At 38.5% G+C, this 18,845-nt stretch carries 14 protein-coding genes; all 14 read right to left on the reverse strand.

All coding sequences use genetic code 11. The annotated features are described in order from the left end of the window. Positions 1-18: 18 nt before the first annotated feature. The 14 genes from RI845_RS16925 to RI845_RS16990 all read right to left on the reverse strand — a co-directional run bounded on the left by RI845_RS16925 (position 19) and on the right by RI845_RS16990 (position 18,830). Positions 19-2,196 carry a cation:dicarboxylate symporter family transporter gene (locus RI845_RS16925; protein ID WP_348387354.1) on the reverse strand — a complete coding sequence of 726 codons (2,178 nt, stop codon included), beginning with the start codon at positions 2,194-2,196 and terminating at the stop codon, positions 19-21. Between the two features lie 8 nt (positions 2,197-2,204). Further along, positions 2,205-3,365 carry an N-acetyl-alpha-D-glucosaminyl L-malate synthase BshA gene (gene bshA, locus RI845_RS16930; protein ID WP_348387355.1) on the reverse strand — a complete coding sequence of 387 codons (1,161 nt, stop codon included), beginning with the start codon at positions 3,363-3,365 and terminating at the stop codon, positions 2,205-2,207. A gap of 31 nt (positions 3,366-3,396) precedes the next feature. Further along, positions 3,397-4,479: an acyltransferase family protein gene (locus tag RI845_RS16935; RefSeq protein ID WP_348387356.1), complete on the reverse strand. Its 1,083-nt coding sequence runs from the start codon at positions 4,477-4,479 to the stop codon at positions 3,397-3,399. Between the two features lie 202 nt (positions 4,480-4,681). After that, entirely contained in the window at positions 4,682-5,239 is a 558-nt protein-coding gene (locus RI845_RS16940) for a hypothetical protein (RefSeq protein WP_348387357.1), read from the reverse strand. 177 nt (positions 5,240-5,416) lie between these two features. Beyond that, positions 5,417-5,635 carry a hypothetical protein gene (locus RI845_RS16945; protein ID WP_348387358.1) on the reverse strand — a complete coding sequence of 73 codons (219 nt, stop codon included), beginning with the start codon at positions 5,633-5,635 and terminating at the stop codon, positions 5,417-5,419. A 76-nt stretch (positions 5,636-5,711) separates the two neighbouring features. Beyond that, on the reverse strand, positions 5,712-6,539 hold the full coding sequence (locus tag RI845_RS16950; RefSeq protein WP_348387359.1) for an SDR family oxidoreductase: 828 nt from the start codon (positions 6,537-6,539) through the stop codon (positions 5,712-5,714). Positions 6,540-6,599: 60 nt separating this feature from the next. Then, positions 6,600-7,001 carry a hypothetical protein gene (locus RI845_RS16955; RefSeq protein ID WP_348387360.1) on the reverse strand — a complete coding sequence of 134 codons (402 nt, stop codon included), beginning with the start codon at positions 6,999-7,001 and terminating at the stop codon, positions 6,600-6,602. A 2-nt stretch (positions 7,002-7,003) separates the two neighbouring features. Then, positions 7,004-8,971, reverse strand: coding sequence for a DmsC/YnfH family molybdoenzyme membrane anchor subunit (locus tag RI845_RS16960; protein WP_348389555.1), 1,968 nt, complete (start codon positions 8,969-8,971; stop codon positions 7,004-7,006). A gap of 110 nt (positions 8,972-9,081) precedes the next feature. Next, on the reverse strand, positions 9,082-11,307 hold the full coding sequence (locus RI845_RS16965; protein WP_348387361.1) for a molybdopterin oxidoreductase family protein: 2,226 nt from the start codon (positions 11,305-11,307) through the stop codon (positions 9,082-9,084). Between the two features lie 171 nt (positions 11,308-11,478). Continuing rightward, positions 11,479-12,459, reverse strand: coding sequence for a Gfo/Idh/MocA family protein (locus tag RI845_RS16970; protein ID WP_348387362.1), 981 nt, complete (start codon positions 12,457-12,459; stop codon positions 11,479-11,481). 70 nt (positions 12,460-12,529) lie between these two features. Further along, on the reverse strand, positions 12,530-14,068 hold the full coding sequence (locus tag RI845_RS16975) for a sulfatase family protein (RefSeq protein WP_348387363.1): 1,539 nt from the start codon (positions 14,066-14,068) through the stop codon (positions 12,530-12,532). A 108-nt stretch (positions 14,069-14,176) separates the two neighbouring features. Continuing rightward, on the reverse strand, positions 14,177-14,974 hold the full coding sequence (locus RI845_RS16980; protein ID WP_348387364.1) for an SGNH/GDSL hydrolase family protein: 798 nt from the start codon (positions 14,972-14,974) through the stop codon (positions 14,177-14,179). A 174-nt stretch (positions 14,975-15,148) separates the two neighbouring features. Next, on the reverse strand, positions 15,149-16,600 hold the full coding sequence (locus RI845_RS16985) for a sulfatase family protein (protein WP_348387365.1): 1,452 nt from the start codon (positions 16,598-16,600) through the stop codon (positions 15,149-15,151). A 28-nt stretch (positions 16,601-16,628) separates the two neighbouring features. Next, entirely contained in the window at positions 16,629-18,830 is a 2,202-nt protein-coding gene (locus tag RI845_RS16990) for a right-handed parallel beta-helix repeat-containing protein (RefSeq protein ID WP_348387366.1), read from the reverse strand. Positions 18,831-18,845: the final 15 nt, after the last annotated feature.

Consider the following 18,845-nt stretch of genomic DNA (forward strand, 5'->3'; position numbering starts at 1 on the left):
TATGCTTCCCCCTATTTATTAATCGCCGTCTTTATCATCAACCCAGTGCAGTACATCTTTTATGATTGACCAACGAGGTTGTTTAGGCACCGCATTTTCACCTAAAATCCAATAACCATATAACTTTTCAATATGACCCGATGATTCCTGAATGGTAAGCCAGCTGTTTAAAAAGGTTTGCAATGAAATATTGTCTCGAGCAACAGCATAAGACATTGGGAAAGATTTAATGTCATCGCGGTTATAAATCGCAACGTATTCAGGGTATAAAATAGTCCAAGCTTGACCTGCTTCTAAACTAATAATTAAGCCATCCCACTTACCGCTTTTATCATCAAAAAATTCTTTATCTGATTCTATTCGTTGTATTTCAACGTTCGGATACATCTTGATCAACTGTGATGATATTGAATACTCTCCAACCGATGCTAAGGTGATTTTTTCAGCCGTTTTTAAATAATCACTATTTAAAAATTCATCAGCTCGATGATCTTTCACCACGATAGAATAATGCAGTGTCAGCGCTGGATTGGTGAAGTTTAACATTTGAATACGTTTTGTAGTCATTTGCAGCCCTGAAATGGCAATATCAAATTGACCTCTGTTTAATGCTTTCACGGCATTAACGTCATCGTAAGGTATGAAAACCAATTTAACATCCAATTCAGACGCGAGTTTTTTCATCATTTCAATATCAAAGCCAACCAGTTCTTGATTAGCATTAAAATATGAGAAAGGCACTTGTCTAGGGTTATAGCCAACATTTAAATAGCCATTCTTCTTTATATCTGCAATCGATCTTGGCGATATGGTTGGCGCTAAATCATCCCAAAGGTAAGTTTTAACTTCTTCAGGCAGTTCGTTTGCTGTTTCCATTTTTGTAACGACTTCATCCATAACATATTCAGTGTCAACGAAACTGCTTAACAACATATTTGTCAGTGAAAAAATAACCACAAAAACCACCGGCGTTAATGCGCTGTACACCGCCAAACGTTTCATACTTATTTTGGCAATGCCTGCCAACATAGCGGTACCACCCACGGCAAGAATGAAAATATTCATTGCCGCTAAAAGCGATGTGAAACGACTGGTAAATAAGCTGGATACCATAAACAATTGAAATAAATCAGAAGAAAGCTCTAATGAATCCAATAACATAGGTATGGTTAAATACACACTACCAAACAAGCTAATAAGCCCATTGATAGACATAGGTAGGTAGGTGAAAAAATCCAGCTCTCTGCCAGAGAACCAAGCGGCAAATAATACGAATACTATGGTTAATAATTTACCCAGATTAGGAAAACTAAACACTACAGGAATAATGATATTTGAATAGTTGTCAGTGTTTTCGTCACCTAAATTATATTTATGAAACAGCTCTTTAGTACGTTCAATTAATAACGGCAAAATGATAAATATATTACCGGCAGCAAATGCAGTGATCATCGCATCTTTGGCAATACCTGTAATATCACGATAGGAAAACGGGGTAATCGTCGCTAAAATTGCCGGCAACACCCAATAAGTTAAAATAATAGTCATTACTATATGAGCGACAAAGTACACCTGCAACTTTTGAAACTCAGCTAAGTCCATCGTTCCTGCAGTTGCTGCGGTCATCGCAAAAATACCAATTGGCATCATTTTTACAATATATTGAGTCACTTTATTAAACGCAGCGCCTAATAACTCCATAGGCTTCATTAATGACTCTTTCTCATCCACCGAAATAAGCGCGATACCTGTGGCAACACAAAACACAACGATGGCCGGAATATAGCTGTTTGATAACGAATAAAATGGATTTGCCGGTATATATAAATCAAGTAAATCAATAGATTCAGGATCGGTTAACGCGGTTAAACTGAAAAACGAACCCGACTGCCATTCTGGAAAGGTAAATTTAATTAAATACATGACTAATAAGCCGATGATCCAGATGACAAGCATCAATTTACCTACTTTGACTCCTAACGAACGAGCCTGTTCATAGGACAAGTTACCTAAGCTGGAAATTAATGAAACGATTATGTATGGAATAATGGTCATCTGTAATAGCTTAATAAAAGCATCACCAATGATCCCCATCCAAGCTAACATTTCACCAAAAAACAATCCAAAAATAATGCCTAACGCAAAGGAGAGTAGCACCATGGTTGACATGCTCATTTTATTTTTTTTATCAAACATACTTTTTCCTATTGTTGTTGTCTTTTAGGAAATTCAATTAATTTTGCCTGGCGTTTTGAAATTGCTCTCTCATAACACTGCACATATTCAGCAATTTTGTCTGACCAACAAAAATTCTGCTCAGCTCTTTTTCGGCCATAAGCGCCCATTCTTTGCTGTAATTGGGAATCACTTAATACATCAATTATATCTTTAGCCATTGCAAGGATGTCGTTTGGCTCTGACATAAAACCACTCTTCCCTTGCTCTACGACTTCTGGAATACCATCTGCATTACTGGTAACGGTAGGCACTCCGCACGCCATCGCCTCTAGTGCCACCATGCTAAATGACTCGTGATAACTGGGTTGAAATACACAGTCGGCATTAGGAAGAATATTTTCTACATGCATAACGTCGCCTAAAAACGTGACTTTTTCAGCAATACCCAATTGCTCGCACAGTAATTTTATTTTATTTAAATCTGGCCCATTGCCGAGTAACACCAAACGAGCATTCACCTTAGCTTGCACCATATGAAATGCCTCAATTACTGCTTCAGTATTTTTTACCGGACGAAAGTTTGAAATATGCATTAATATTTTTTCGTCATCACTGGCTAACATACGTCTTCGTTCTAAACTTGCGTGTTTAGGAGAAAAAATTTCAAGGTCTATAAAATTGTAAATGACCTCAATCGATTTACTGATCTCAAATTGTTCTTTGGTATAGCGCCGCTGGAAATTAGAAACGGTAGTAACCACTGTGCTTTTGTTAATACTGAATCTATTTAGTGGATAAAGCGGTTTGTCTTGCCCAACAACGGTAACATCCGTGCCATGAATAGTAGTAACGGTTGGAAACTTCTTATGGGTAATTTCTGAGGCAAGGTATGCACATAACGAATGTGGAATAGAATAATGCGCATGCACTAAATCTAAATCGTAAGTATTCGCTACTTCAACTATTTTCGCCGTTAAGGCAAAGGTATAAAGCGGATCATCAAACAAGGGGTAGTCTATGCCTTCGACACAATGAAAAAATATGCCCTTTTCATCGACTAATTTAAAAGGTCGAGCATGAGAAATGAAATGAACTTCATAGCCTATTCGAGCTAGCCCTATACCAAGTTGAGTGGCAATTAAGCCAGAGCCTCCAATTGTAGGGTGGCAAACTATACCAATGCGCATATAAGGTGAACCTCGTAAAGTAAATTCATGTTTACCAACCAATAATGTAACGACTGCGATGTTTTAACGCTTTCTTAAAAAGCTTAGCAATAAGGTACGAAATGGCAATTACGCCCATAGTAACCAACAGCGTTGTTAGAATATTTCCCTGTCCCTGCATGTTAAAAACATCTGGACTGTTATAAATCATCCACCAAGGCGTAGTTATCCAAGGGTGGATAAAGTAAATAGCAAAGCTTACTTCGGCTAACTTCTGTAAAAAACCAATGCTGATATGTTCAAACTTATTTAAAACTGCCAGTAAGGCGAAGGTTAAAAGTAGTTTTTGTGGCAGCATCAAATCTAATACCGTTAACTCAAAGGCATGCTTGTTCAATACGCCAGCACCAAAGAAGAAAGCTTGCCCTATGGCTAAACCAATAGCACCTAGCAGCATTACAAACCAAAGCTTATCTATTACAGGGAATATTTTGTCTCTCTCTACCGAAGTCCAAACGCCGATTAGATATACAGGTAAAAAATAGATCAGAGATTGAATAGCATTTAAATTAGAAATGGGTCGGTGCATCAACATGGCAAGTATTGCCAAAGGAATAGCAAACTGTAGCAGTGACTTTCGCGCAATTAAGCCCATCACCCAAGGAGAAAGGGCAAATAACATCATTCCCATTGGAATATACCAATATGCGGTCAATGCCCTACCGGTTAATACATACCAGGTTGCTGCAGTAGAAGTATCACTAATGTTGGCATGTAGGACATGCAATGAAGGCTCAGGTCCAGCAAGTAAGTGCCATACAATCCAAGGTAAAGATAATAAGAAATAAGGTACAAATACGTACTTGGTTTTATTCTTCATATACTTTTCATAATCCCAACGATTATAAAAAACATGGTGAAATAAAAAGCCTGAAATAAAGACGAAAAATACGGTGCCATTCATCATCAGGTTAAACCAAAACTTATCCGCAAGCGTTTCAATTTGCCAACCCGCTGGACGATAGCAATGCGCCATAACAATAAATATTATGGCGATACCTCTAAAGTGATTGATACTATTGAGGAATTTCTTTTTCGCGGGTTTATCTTGTTGGTTTACAGCTTCAGATGTCATGCTTAGTTAGGCCTTTTACGTTAATACTTAAAAGTAACCTAAATAAATTACAAAGTATTAGAGTCTGCTGACCTTTCAACAGACCTTAGTATCTAACCTTAAAGAATAGCTTATATTTCAAAGTGTAAAGGTTAAACACTAAACTTTTTTATTTTCTCTATGAACTCCCGTTGCCTATGAAAAAAAGACTTAAAAAAAATGATTATCTTGTTTTCATCATTAAGGCAGAAGTACGCGAGTAAATAAAATGCACAAGGTGATATATCAAAGCAGATACAAGGCCAACGACTATGGCAAATACGGTAGGCAGCACCGCGCCGAATACAAATGACATACTAAGGATAACAGCTAGTACGCACTCTTCTTTATAAAGTTTAAAAAATATCGCTAAAACCAAAACCCAAGGAAACATAATTGACGTTATAGTAGAAAAACCGTAGGCAAAGCTTGCCGAAAATACTGTCCCGTAAACTAACGCCGCAGTAAATCCAATAATTACTGATCTTGGATACGTTTGTTCGTTGTTATGCTCAGGAGAATCAATAATACGTTTATGAATTCGCCCCAGTAGAAACCATGATAGCCCTGGTAATAACACTGCGCCCCACCAATTTGAAATTCCTGGCATATCAGCTCTATGCAAAATGTGATGGACTGGCACGCCACCGTTAAAATACTGCCAAACTAATAGCACCGAAATTATTATTGTCACTGCGCCAGTAAAGTAAATGCGGAATTGTTTAAGTTGTTGCTCGCTCATGTAAATGCCTTGTGTATATATTGTAAATTCCATTCACTTAAAGCAACATACATACCAACTACAAACCCCTTATAAACAAAGGTCTGTAAGGAGGTTAAAACAAACAATAAAATTAAAACTAGTGATATTTACCAAATACTGAATTTTTTGACTACGCGTAAATATGGCTTGGTATACTCATAATGAATACAAATCACTGTCTGACATTTTATGCATTTCACCATGCTCAACAAGTCGATCAACGGCAGTTTGAACTTGCTCAATATTGTGCGCCACACTTTCGTTAGCTAACCAACGTGAGCAAATATCTTCTACTGGCGCAGAGGCATCAGGGTGAATTGAAAGGTAATTTAAAATACCGGCTTGAATTTCTGTGTGTATATGTGACATTTTCATAACGCTTACCATAGATGATTTGGGTTTTAAGGCATGGTTCGTATAATAAGCATAGTTTAAGACTATCAGTTTTTCCTCAACCTTTACTTAACAAAGCATCTAACCAATGGCTTGGTAATAGGCGCTTTAGCACGGTAAATAATTTAGTTGGGAACGTTATGCGATATCGAATTTTTGGGCGTTTACTTTCCAAAGCATGAATTAAACAACGAGTTACCGCGCTTGCTTGTAAGGTAAAGCCGCTGGCTGGCTCTGTACTTGCCAAACGATCAATTTGTTTTTGATAATTATCACTATGAATACTATGTTGCCAATCAATATTTTGCTTAAACGCCTGCAGCGCATTTTGTCTAAAATGCGTATCGATAGGCCCCGGTTGTAAAATGCTAATGTGAATATTAGTATTTTTTAATTCTAACCTGAGCGTATCGGTTAGACCTTCGATAGCAAATTTTGAAGCGTTATAGGCACCTCTGTAAGGCATACAAACAAAGCCTAATACTGAGCTGTTTTGAACAATACGACCATGCCCTTGAGCGCGCATAATTTTGAGTACTTGAATGGTTAATTCATGCCAACCAAACACGTTAGCTTCAAATTGTTGGCGTAATACCTCGGTAGGAAGATCTTCAACAGCACCCGGTTGCCCATAAGCGCCATTGTTAAATAAATAATCTAGCGTACCACCGGTTATTTCGAGTACCTGCGCCAGCGCTTGTTCAATCGAATTTTGCTCACATAGGTCTAAGCGTATTGCTTGCAAACCTTGGGCAGTTAAGTTGTCGACATCGGTTTGCTTTCTTGCGGTAGCAAGTACTTGATAGCCCCGTGCCATTAATGTTTTTGCCGAATCTAAGCCAATACCAGACGAACAGCCGGTGATTAGTATCGATTTCTTATTCATAAATGTTCCATTGATTTGCTAACTAGCTAGCAACATTATGAATAGAAAACAGCAGGGTTATCAACCTATTTGTGGCGCCTCTGTCCTTGGTTGCCATTTCCACCATTGTTGTTGACCTTCACTTTGCTGTTGCGAATCTTGTTCTTTCGTTTGATAAATATCCCAGGTAACCAAGTAATCTGGGTTAGTGATTTTCACCCCAGATTGACTGGTATGAAAATCGCCTTTTGGGGCGATAAACCAGCAGACTAAGTTAGCCGGAATGATAAAGTTTGCTGGCTTTTCCGTACCTGTATTTTTATCTGCAGTCGTTAATAACGAAACGGTGATACCCATTTCTTTATCGACTGCCGTAACCGTTCCGGCCAGCATACTTTGTTTCAGTAAATTATGCTCAACATCAAAGTAGCTTAAGCCAATTAAGCAGGTTTTGTTGATGGTTTGTTCTAACGTTAGATTCATAATTAATGCGCCAAAGGTGCTACACCGGTAGTTGGGTTATCTGCCAAGCCTATCTCACGAGCATGTTCTTCAAAGCCTTTGTTTTTCCAGAAGAATGCTCCTGGCATAGTGGTAGGGATCACTAATATATAAAATAATGCGCGACCAACCATCGCAGTAAAACAGTTTAATAAGGCCAATAGTGACCACAAAACTAATACCTGCGTAGTTACGCCTGCAAATAATGAATAGGCCAATAAAACACAAGTTAGCACAATGTTGATACCTAGCAAATAATTGCGCAATAAGTAGGTTTTACCAAAGGTAGTACATTGTACATAGTGCGCTGCGCCGCCTTCATTCTCATTACGGTTTAAATCATAGTTATGACGAATTAACCCAAGTGCTTCAATAACCATACCTAATAAAAATGCGCCGCCAATTACCGCTAATGCTTGCTTAACGACTGTAACTTCTGAAGATTGCATCAGCAATGTTGCAATCACCACGACACCACTAACAAAAGCCCCCAAAGATAAGCTGTTACCACTAAACGATGTCACTGTTTGCCAGTGATTCCAAAATGGACGCGCTTTAATTTGATAACATTTATTCATGTAATAAATACCAGTAAAGCCAGCTAACAAAGCAAATATTCCAGACCCTGTTTGTAATGATTTAAGTGGTAATTGCTCGGTTAACGTAACTAAGTTTACACCTAAAAGTGTATTAACCAGCTGCGTTATCCAGTCATTGCTTGGTAGTGAGAACAACACAGTTAAACCACAACCAGCACTGAATAATGCCAAGCCTAGCCCTTCTCGACTCATTGGTGAATAACGTAAGTTGTTAAAACCACGATAAAAGCGCATAGGTTTACCTAAATGGGTAACACTCATAAATAAACCAAAACTGGTAAATATCAATGCTAATACCGCTAATGGCACAAACATATCTGATGTTAAAAAGCCTTCAAATGCCTCAGCGCCGAACAGTGCCGCTAAAAATGGAATAACAAATGTACCAAATGCCGCTTGGGCGAATAAGGTAAACAATACCAATGGATTTTCTCTGCTGTTTAAACGAGAAAAGTTCCAATGCTTTGCCTTGCCATGTTTTTGATCAACCACTGGTTTGTAGTCACCATTTTTGTCTTTATGATATTTTACCGGCATTGAATCAGTACGACTCATTTCAACCGGCATAGATTTAGTTTGTTGAAAGCGAATATTTGGGTGAGTAATTTCAGGATCAGGGAAGCCCGGAATACTGGTTTTACATTGTTCACGATTCTCAGGGGTATTTTCTATCACACCAAAATCTAGTGCATTACCGACACAGGCAGATACACACGCTGGTTTTAAGCCAACTTCTAAACGGTCAACACACATATTACATTTTGATACTCGCCCCTTAACCGGATCAAGTTGCGGAGCATTGTATGGGCAAACCCAAGTACAGTAACCACAACCAAAACAGGTTTCAGGATCTTGCAGTACCGCGCCGTATTCTGCATGTTTAGTATAAGCCTTAGTTGGACAACCTTTTAAACATACCGGATCATCACAATGGTTACAGGCCATGGAAATATTCATGCGCTTGTAATCTGGGTATGAGCCACCTTCTACATAACCCACCGAACGAAACGATAAATGCGCCGGGTTATCATTTTTTTCAGAACAAGCAGATTCACAGGCATGACAACCAATACAGTTGTCGGCAGTAAAGAAGAAACCGTGTTGCTTATTTCGATTAAGATTGCTGCCAACTTCTGGGTTCTCGTTGATAAACATTGATCTATCTTTAGGTAAACCAGAAATATCGACACAATCAATAAGTTGACCATAGCGATTTTTATCTTTTATTGGTTGCTCTGGTAAATACGCATAGTCTTGCTCTTCGGTACGAACTTCCCAATGATTTGAACGACCTTCTTGCTCTTTGCCTACTTCAGGCTTTATCCTAGCTGAAGTTTTAGTTTCGACACTCATGGTTTTCGGGTCAAAACTTTGTACCGATTCTTGTAGTACAGGCTCTATTGATTGCAGTTCAGGACTGTTTTTAAGTGATTGATTCATAGTCTTTTACCTTTCTACAAAAATTAAAATGCACGACGTTCAACATTTAACCGGGCGGCTTCTACTTGATCGACAGTTTCAATTTGCACAGCACACTGCTTAAACGCAGGCTGGCGAGAATGCGGGTCTAATAAACCTAACGTTAAGCGATTTACACAGTCAAAAAAGTGGAACGGAATAAATACCATATTGCGTGGCACTCGCTGAGTTAGCTGCACCATAACCACAGCGTCACCGCGACGACTGGTAAGGCGCACATAACTTTGGTGGGTAATGCCAAGTTCATTGGCCGCATCCGGGTTCATTTCCATATAGGCTGTTGGGCTAAATTTATTACAGTTGCCTATTTTTCCGGTTCGAGTACGAGTATGAAAATGCTCAACTACACGACCACTGTTTAACCAAAATGGAAAGTCTTGGCACGGTTGTTCGTTGTTATTAAAAAACTTAATCGGCAGTAAGTTCGCTTTACCAGATTTGGTTTGAAATTTACCATCGGTATATAAACGCGGATCGCCTTTTAGGCTTTCCGGGGCTTCATTGTCTTGTTCACAGTTCTCTTCACGGCTCTTTTCACGATAAGGCCATTGAATGCCTTTAGCTTTAACCAGTTTTTCATAAGTCATGCCAGAAATATCCAGCGTTCTATCCTTACCTTTAGATAATTGTTTCATTTCATTGAACGCACCTTCAGGTGTATCTGGGAAATCAATAACCTTGCCATTATCAAAACGCTTTGCCACCTGGTTAAAAATCCAAAAATCAGGTTTTGAATTTGCATAAGGAGGTAAGACATTACTAATTAAATTTACCCGACGCTCAGTATTGGTATGACAGCCTTCTTTTTCAGCCCATACCGAAGCAGGAAAATACACATGTGAATATTGATTTGTTTCTACGTCTTCATAAACATCTTGAATCACTAAAAAATCTAGTTTTTCCAGAGCCTTGCGAATACGAGCAGTATTAGGCATTGAGGTCATAGGATTCGTTGCCACTATCCACATGCCTTTAATTTCGCCAGTTTCAATGGCTGGGAAAATATCAGTTTCTGCCAAGCCGCGTTTTTTAGGGAAAAACTCTGGGTCAATCCCCCAAAAATCTGCTATCTCTTGTCTATCATCAGCATTTTCTAAGTAGCGGTATCCCGGTAAACCAGAGCACGATGACCACTCACGGGTGCCCATGGCATTACACTGACCAGTGATCGATAAACTTGTACCACCCGGCTTACCAATATTGCCAGTGATCAGGTTTAAATTATTGATGTTCGCTACACCATCTGAGCCATGTGTAGACTGGTTAATGCCCATCGTCCAAATGCTCATTGCCGCAGGTGCTTTGGCGTAAATACGCGCCACATTACGAATGGTATCTTCATCAATTCCACAAATGTGCTGAGCTGATTTAGGATCATAATCTTGTACTAAGGCTTTTACTTCATCAAAGCCTTGGGTATGAGCATCAATGTAGGATTGATCTTGTAAGCCTTCATTGATAATGACAAACATCATGGCATTAATTAACACACAGTCAGTACCAGGTGTAATGGGTAAATGAATATCAGCAAATTGCGCCAACATAGTGACTCGTGGGTCAACCACTATGAGTGGGAACTTTCTTTTTTCTAGTGCCTCTTTTAAGCGCCAGTAAATTATTGGATGTTGCTCTGGTAAGTTTGAACCAAACGCCATAAAGCAATGAGTGTGCTCAAAATCATCATAACAACCTGGTGGGCCATCAGAGCCAAATGAGCGCTTATAACCACTAACAGCTGACGCCATACAAAGCGTGGTATTACCATCATAGTTATTAGTGCCAATACAACCTCGGGCTAATTTTCCAAGGGTGTAGAATTCTTCAGTCATTAGCTGGCCACTTGAAACAATGGCGAAAGAATCTTTACCGTATTGCGCTTGAATAGATTTTATTTTTTGCGCAGTTACATCTAACGCGTTATCCCATGAAGTTTTTTCAAAGGCTTCATAATGTTTGTCACGAATAAGTGGTTCACTGCCTCGACCTGGGCTGTCAAAAAGCTCATGTTCTAAAATACCTTTAATACATAACTTACCACGGTTAACATCCGCGCCAGCATGGCCGCGAGTAGTAACCACTTTTTTATCAGCGTCTAAACCAATTTCAATAGAACAACCGGTAGAACAATAGTTACACGTGGTGTATTTCCATTGTTCAACCTTTTTACTAGGAATAGAGATAGGCTTTCTGTTTTTACGCCCAAACAACATAGATGAATCCTGAGAATGAATAGCTTTGCATTAATAGTGCAGTTGCAATATTCAAACCAAGAATAAAAACCAGGTTAAACAACAAGTTATGGTTGATGATTTAAGGATGGCTGTACGATAAGAGTGCCGATGCCCTAAAAGAGTGCGCACCTAACTGGTGATTTAAAGCGATTAATACTGTAAACCAATAATGCTTCGCACTTCATCCAGAGTATTAATTAACAGTTGGCTAAATTTAAAGCTCATAATATTGCTTTCAGTTTTCCCTTGTCGTAATAACTCATTAATATGCTCAATTTCATAGCTATAACCATTAGTGCAATAATCGAAATCAAACACCTTTTCATCATTGTTGGCAATAACCGTTACCGTTGTAGGTCCGTGAAAGGGGCTGTTAAGTTTAATAACGCCTGTTTCACAATAAAATATTGCTTGATTAGACGTTTGCTCTAACAAGGTACTTTCAAGAAGAGCTGTGGCATGATCATATTCAAATACCATTGCACAAGATGAGTCTGCGCCATTGGCAAAATAACTCGCCTTTGCATTTATGGACTTCGGTTTGCCAAGAGTTGAAAGGGCTGCAAATATTGGGTAAATACCTATATCTAGAAGGCTACCTCCGCCGAGTGATTTATTAAATAATCGAGACTCGTCATTAAATTCACGAACAAAACCAAAGTTTGCTTCCAGTTTTAAAATATTGCCATAGGTTTTATTGGCCAGCTCTTTTAACACAAATTGATAATGGGGAAGAAAATATGTCCAGAGCGCTTCCATTAGCAATGTGTTATTTTTTTGTGCACAAGCAATCATGGTATTTACTTGCTGACTATTCATGGCAAACGGCTTTTCACATAAAACCGCTTTGCCATGCTCTAAACATAATAAGGTATTGTCTTGGTGTAATGCATGCGGGGTGGCAATATAAATGGCATCAACATGTTCGTCTTTAACCAGTTGCTCGTAGCTGTTATAGGCAACACTCGCATTATATTGATTAGAAAAAGCTTCTGCTTTATCCGTTGAACGTGACGCTACGGCATAAAGCTCGCCACCTTTAACTTTGACAAGGTCGCTAGCAAATTTATGAGCAATACTACCAAGCCCGATAATGCCCCAACGGATGTTTCTGTCTTTAATTGATTTCATACTTTGCTAAGTTTTTTAGAGTTTTATCAATACAGTTTATAGCGAAAATAATAATATAATACCAATTCCATTAATTATTTTGCAGCCGTGGAGCAGAAAAGCCTTGGCTTTGTATTTGTTCCAATTTCTTTAGTAAGTCATTAGCCTTTTCAGGATGTTTTTCGATAATATTATTACGCTGCCCTGCATCGCTTTTCATATCAAACAACTGTCCTTTGTCATTATCATCAGTCACATAACCATGCTTTTTTTGCCAAGCCGAATAATTAAATCGCTGCATGCGTCTATTTTGATTACCTGATTTAGCATCAATCAATGTCCAGCCTTCACTTCTGATAGCGTAATCGTCTTTGAACGTATTATGGACAAGTGATCGTCTGCTGCCTTTACTTGATTCGCCTGTCCATAAAGGTAATAAATTATATGAATCCTCTGCAGCATTGTCTGGCAAATCAAAGCCAACAACATTTGCGATGGTTGCCATAAAATCAATTTGAGACATTAGTTCGTTAGTCTGTGTATTTTTTGGTACATGATCAGGCCAACGCACAATAGTTGGTACACGATGCCCACCTTCATAGATATCACGCTTTAATCCTCGAAAATCACCAGATGACCAATGGTCAAATTTTTCATCTCGCAAGTAAGCATAATGTTCAGGACCATTGTCTGAGCTAAATATCACGAGGGTAGTATCTTCAATGCCTGCGGCTTTTATTGCGGCTAATAATTTGCCAATTGAGTCATCGGTTTCTACGATTAAATCACCATAAGGGCCAGCTTTAGAGGTATTGTCAAATTCATCATTAGGAATAATTGGCGCATGAGGTGACGGGTAAGCAAAGTAAAGAAAGAACGGCTTATCTTGCTTCGCTTTTTCAGTAATGTACTCAATGCCCTTTTGTGTTGTCGTTGGAATATTTTCGTATGGATCCCACCCTGTGATCATCGGCCCCTTTCGATACTCCATTTTTCCTTCTTTGTTTTTCCACAAAGTTTCATCAACCATAGTGTCAGGTACTTGCAATACTTTGTCATTTTCAATCCAAACATAAGGAGGAAAATTAATAACTGTATCGCCAAAGTAGTAGTCAAAACCATGAGCAGTAGGACCATCAGGGATTGGTTTTGACCAGTCAAAATCATCAGGGCCGACACCATCTTGTGCTCGATTAGGTTTTCGAATAGCATCCCAATCCCAACCTAAATGCCATTTACCAATGGCGGCTGTGGTGTAACCTTTTTTCTGTAGCATTTCAGGTAGAGTTAAACGTTTGGCATCAAAAACAGACGGTTCAAACGACTTTACAATACCGTGAAATTTTCGCCAATGGTAACGACCAGTTAGTAGCGCATAACGTGACGGTGTGCAGATGGCAGAAGAAGAGTGTGCATCAGTAAAACTCAAACCTTGCGTTGCAAGCTGATCTAAATTTGGCGTAGGAATTTTAGATTTATTAGCTGAGTTTTTATTAAAACTACCCAAATCTCCCATGCCTAAATCATCAGCATATAAAATAACGATATTAGGTTGTTTATCCGCCGCCAAAGATAGCGAAGTATAAAAAAGTACACTTAATGTAAATATTAATTTGATGAGTAACGTCATCTATCTCTCTTATTTTAGTTCTTATAATTTTCGACAATCAACATATTTATCATCGAAAGGAATATCGGCTTTTTACCGGCTACTTGCCGACTTTTTTTCATTATTACCTTAATCAGTATTCTTTTTAAGTGTTAGTTGAGAAATGATCACACTAGCAACTTTTTCGCCCTGAGACTTTCTACCTAATTCGTTGTAATGAACGTTACCAGCATCAGCCCACCACTTTTGGTGATGAGGTTTGGTAAATTGATATAAATCGTTAATGATCACCTCTGGGTGATCTTTGAGTACGTTTAATGCGGCTTCATTATATTTAACTGCGTCTCCTACAATGCGTCCGGGCTCTCCTGCTGGAATAGGCGTGGTTGTGGCAAATATTAACTTGGCTGATGGCGCCATTGTTTTCAGGTATTTAATGATATTGCGAAGGTTATTTTCATATTCTGCAATTGAGCTAACTTGCTTACCATTGGCTTTATCGAGCTTTCTATCTTTGGTGTATTTCAGATCATGCAAACCGACATTAAAGTGGATTACATCCCATTGAAATGTCCAGGCATCTTTTAGATCTGGATTTTGCATAATGGTATGCATTTTTCTCATTTTTTTAATAAATGAAGAAGAGTCACCACCATTTAAATACAAACGATAAACATTGGCTTTACTTGCAAGTTCGGCGCGAACTGCTTGTGTGTAGTGAATAGAAATTGAATCACCGTAAATAAGAACATTAGGAAGCTCTGGATTATTTTCAACAAAAGCAAACTCTGCTCGTGTACTAAATTGCTCAGAAACAAGTTCACGCCATGCATCCTTTGCAGAATCAGCATAAGTAAGCGAGCTAAAGAAGCTAGCAAATATTATGCAAATAAAGCTCAATGATGAGTGTTTAACATTTAATTTCATTTAAATTGCAACGACCTTCCTTTAGATACAGCCGTGGGGCTGTTACCTGCGAAAGAGCACTTAATAAATAGTATGTTTAATATTAAAAAAAACAGCTTAAATATTTTCATTTTATCTTCTCTTCTTTTCTCTTGTGATGGCGTTTCTATCTGGTAAACAGTTTATTTTTGTAATCTATTCAACGGAGATTTTCTTTTGAATTGGCCATTCATCAACAGATTTAAATTTTACTTGGTAGTCATCACCGTTATGGCTAGCTTTCGCTGAAAGAATGAACTGTTTAAGTTGTTCTATCATTGCATTAACCCGCTTAGGATGATTTTTGGCGATATTGGTTGTTTCACCTCTATCTAATGTTAAATTATACAGTTCTAATTCGGCTAAATTATTCGCCAAAGCATTGGTGTTAGTCACCAATTTATAGTTACCATCAAGCAGTGACAATTTATCTTTAGCAATAAATGGGATGGCTTTATTTCGCTTCTCATTTATTTCTATGCCTTGTAAAATTGGCAGAATACTTGTGCCATCTATAGGCCTATCATCAGGCATTTTATAACCGACAATTTCATTAATTGTTGGTAAATAATCTAATGTTGAAGCTGGAATATTAATGACACTGCCTGCTGCGATTTTTTCTGGCCACAATGCCAGAGTAGGTACTCGAACACCGCCTTCATAGAGGGAACGTTTACGTCCCTTCAAATTATCAGTGCTGCCAGCTAAACGCCCTTCTGCCCCTGGATTTCTTGCTCGTATATTTGCGCTTTCAGGACCATTGTCACTGGTAAAAGTGATTAAGGTATTTTTATCTACGCCTAAATACTTTAACTTATCTCGAAGCCGACCAATTTGTTCATCCATTTCTGAGATCACACCGTAATAATGAGCCGCCTCACCATACTCTTTATATCGTGCAAGATACTCAGGTCCTGCGACCACATCTTGATGTGGGGCATGAAACCAAATGACCGTGAAGAATGGTTGTTTATTTTTAACCGAATTTTCAATAAAAGGTAAAGCCCTATCCATAACAACTTTACTTGCTCCTCCTTGTAAACTTGCATCGTTAGGTTCAAGTGCAACACCATCCAGCCAAAAAGGATTGTTAACCGCTCTTTTACCAAGAGCAGGATCCCAAAGTTGAATTGCAGATTCAGTAACAAAGGAAGTATCGTAACCATGCCACGAAGGCGGTGAATAGTTTTCAAGCGGCTTACGTTTATCCCCCTTAGCTGAAAAATCTTTACTTAATGTTCCTAAATGCCACTTGCCGAAATGCCCTGTGCTATAGCCCTGTTCTTTAAGGATTTCAGCAAGGGTAATTTCTTCTTTAGGTAAATGGCCAACGTTCGCCCAAAAGACACCGTAGCGATGATGATGACGACCTGTTAAAAATGTGCCTCTTGTTGGCGAACAAACCGAACCGCCAGCATGGAAGTTAGCCATTACAGCTCCCTCTTGCGCCATTGTATCAAGACTTGGTGTTTTGATTATTTTGTTGCCGGTAAAGCCGGTATCACCGTAACCAAGGTCATCCGCCATAATAAGAATAATATTCGGTTTTTCTTCCGCAAATACTGAAAAGCTACACGCGAAAGTTAACAACAAAAATAAATTTTTCATATTTTTAACTCTGTATAAAAAAGTTGATTTATTTTTTCAATGTACCCTGTGGCAGACCTGATGCTCTAATTTCAGGTACAATAGAAACAGAGTCGTATTTCTTGGCAAAGCTTTCAGCCGCAGCCATCGTTTTAATGACATCTAATCCGTATGGCATCCAGTCACTACCAGGAATCCAGCCAGCATCTTTATAATCATAAGCACCACGATAACTCCCTAATGAAGTAACTTCTTGGTTAGAAAATTGTTCGGTTTGAGCAATACCATTGCTTATGCTGGCATTCTTTGGCAGTAGATTCAGCTCGGATAAATTACCATTAATAAAAATATCTCGGTGCTCTCCAGTAAGGTTACCCTGAATAAAACCTCTATCAACAATAGGAAAATTACCCTGTTTATTTCGTGCCTTATGAACTAAGCCTTTTTTCATTTGTGCTCTTAATAAACTTTTCTCTCTAGGCCCCACTCTGTCATCTATGCCATCACTGATATTATTCAGTACATTCCAGTCACTAATAGGAGGAAAAGTTTTGTCAAGGCTAGCTTGGGTTTGTCGTCCATGATTTAACACATTTCGAGTGAGTGCGCTGGCCACATGGTTATGCACATCAGTATTGTTATAAATATTAAACTCACCATACCCTTCCACATTAATACCCCTTTTAGACGACCAAAATACATTGTGATGCAAGTTAAGCTGACTTCCAGCTAAGTCGAGACGATAAGCATTACCATTAATATTATGGATCCAGTTATGATGCACATTGGCGTATTCTTGAGGACCCATTGGCATATATATCCCAGAGACGTCACTATTGTATTTTCCGGCATTAAATATATTGTTGTAAGCAACTTCTGGTTTAACAGTTAATGGTGATTTAGGTTTAATTCGAATATATATAGCATCTGAATGGTTATTGAAAAAAGTATTACGAGTTATACGATAACTCCCCTTAGCCTCAATAACTACGGATCTGCTTTCAAAATTCGCATGGCGATTATTTTCAAGAAAAACTGAATTATCTATTATTAATTCACTTCCTACTAATTTAAGTGCCGTATTTTTTGCGCCAGCAAATAAACTTTTTTCGACGGTAATATTAGTACCTGCCAACTCGATAGGTTTATTAATAGCGTTACCTTTGACTCGATCGACAAAAAGTAGTTCTTCGCCAATATAGCTAAAGTGCGCATTAGAGAAGGTGATATCATTATTAGCGGTGTTATTCAGCTTTACCGAGCAGCCAAAAAAATCAATACCTTGAATAACAACATCATTTAATTCCGATTGCTGATTAATACAGTAATCACTTGTTTTGGTCAGTATTTCTGCTTTATTTGGATTAACCCCATTTAATGGCATTAAATATAATGTTCCATTATCTACGAACCACTCGCCCGGCGCATCAAGTAAATCTAAATCTCCGGCGAGAAAGAATTTTGATTTATTTGGATGCCATGGGTGACTCTTTTTCAATGTTTTCAGCGCCTCGATTGACCCTCTCCGCCCGTCTTCACCGGTAAATTTCTGACTATAGAAATTGTCATCATTCCATTTCAGCGTTTCACCATCAAAGGACTCTATTTTACGACTGTAATTGCTATTACCTTTTCCATAACGAATAAATGCGTAAGCCCCGGTTAAATCAAGTTCGGCAATCTCTTTAAATGCTTTAGAGGTAAGTGCGCCAGGGCCAGTTCCTGTCGATGCTTTCGCCCACTTTTTATCTTCTATCCAATTGTCCTGCCACTCTAAATTAGGCCATTGTGCCCAGGTCATCGGGTGATCATTAAAGAACAATTGCTTAACTTCATGCTCAACACTGGCTTGATAAAAACCATTTGTCTGATCGTCTTTGTTTATTTTCTCAAATTTAGCCTTTAGTTTTTCTAGGCCGCTAAAAACAACACCTCGCGGGTTTTTAGCGCGAATAGTAATACCTGACTTTAACGCTAAGGTACCGGTATAAAGCCCATCAAGAACAATTAATGTATCTCCAGAAGACATTTGTTCAACGGCATGTTGTACCTTTTTAAATGGCTGCTGTTCTGACTTTCCAGAGTTACTGTCGTTTCCCATAGGTGAAACATATAAAGTAGTGCCTTTTATGATACGGTTTTGACCGCTTGTTTGTTCAGGGTTTTCGAGTGAACTCCCACAAGCTGACAATAGTAAAACCCCACTAAGCAACATTGCTGTTGTTATTGGTATGCACTTCATTTTACTCATAATTTACTCATTTTT

This window comes from Thalassotalea nanhaiensis (assembly GCF_031583575.1).
Classification (GTDB): domain Bacteria; phylum Pseudomonadota; class Gammaproteobacteria; order Enterobacterales; family Alteromonadaceae; genus Thalassotalea_A; species Thalassotalea_A nanhaiensis.

Bases quoted from the DNA above. Each gene is read 5' to 3' on its own strand.
- RI845_RS16955 (WP_348387360.1), bottom strand. From the start codon at position 7,001: ATGAATCTAACGTTAGAACAAACCATCAACAAAACCTGCTTAATTGGC.
- RI845_RS16970 (WP_348387362.1), bottom strand. From the start codon at position 12,459: ATGAAATCAATTAAAGACAGAAACATCCGTTGGGGCATTATCGGGCTT.
- RI845_RS16980 (WP_348387364.1), bottom strand. From the start codon at position 14,974: ATGAAATTAAATGTTAAACACTCATCATTGAGCTTTATTTGCATAATA.
- RI845_RS16975 (WP_348387363.1), bottom strand. From the start codon at position 14,068: ATGACGTTACTCATCAAATTAATATTTACATTAAGTGTACTTTTTTAT.
- RI845_RS16925 (WP_348387354.1), bottom strand. From the start codon at position 2,196: ATGTTTGATAAAAAAAATAAAATGAGCATGTCAACCATGGTGCTACTC.
- RI845_RS16985 (WP_348387365.1), bottom strand. From the start codon at position 16,600: ATGAAAAATTTATTTTTGTTGTTAACTTTCGCGTGTAGCTTTTCAGTA.
- RI845_RS16940 (WP_348387357.1), bottom strand. From the start codon at position 5,239: ATGAGCGAGCAACAACTTAAACAATTCCGCATTTACTTTACTGGCGCA.
- RI845_RS16935 (WP_348387356.1), bottom strand. From the start codon at position 4,479: ATGACATCTGAAGCTGTAAACCAACAAGATAAACCCGCGAAAAAGAAA.
- RI845_RS16960 (WP_348389555.1), bottom strand. From the start codon at position 8,971: ATGAGTGTCGAAACTAAAACTTCAGCTAGGATAAAGCCTGAAGTAGGC.
- RI845_RS16990 (WP_348387366.1), bottom strand. From the start codon at position 18,830: ATGAGTAAAATGAAGTGCATACCAATAACAACAGCAATGTTGCTTAGT.
- RI845_RS16950 (WP_348387359.1), bottom strand. From the start codon at position 6,539: ATGAATAAGAAATCGATACTAATCACCGGCTGTTCGTCTGGTATTGGC.
- RI845_RS16965 (WP_348387361.1), bottom strand. From the start codon at position 11,307: ATGTTGTTTGGGCGTAAAAACAGAAAGCCTATCTCTATTCCTAGTAAA.
- bshA (WP_348387355.1), bottom strand. From the start codon at position 3,365: ATGCGCATTGGTATAGTTTGCCACCCTACAATTGGAGGCTCTGGCTTA.
- RI845_RS16945 (WP_348387358.1), bottom strand. From the start codon at position 5,635: ATGAAAATGTCACATATACACACAGAAATTCAAGCCGGTATTTTAAAT.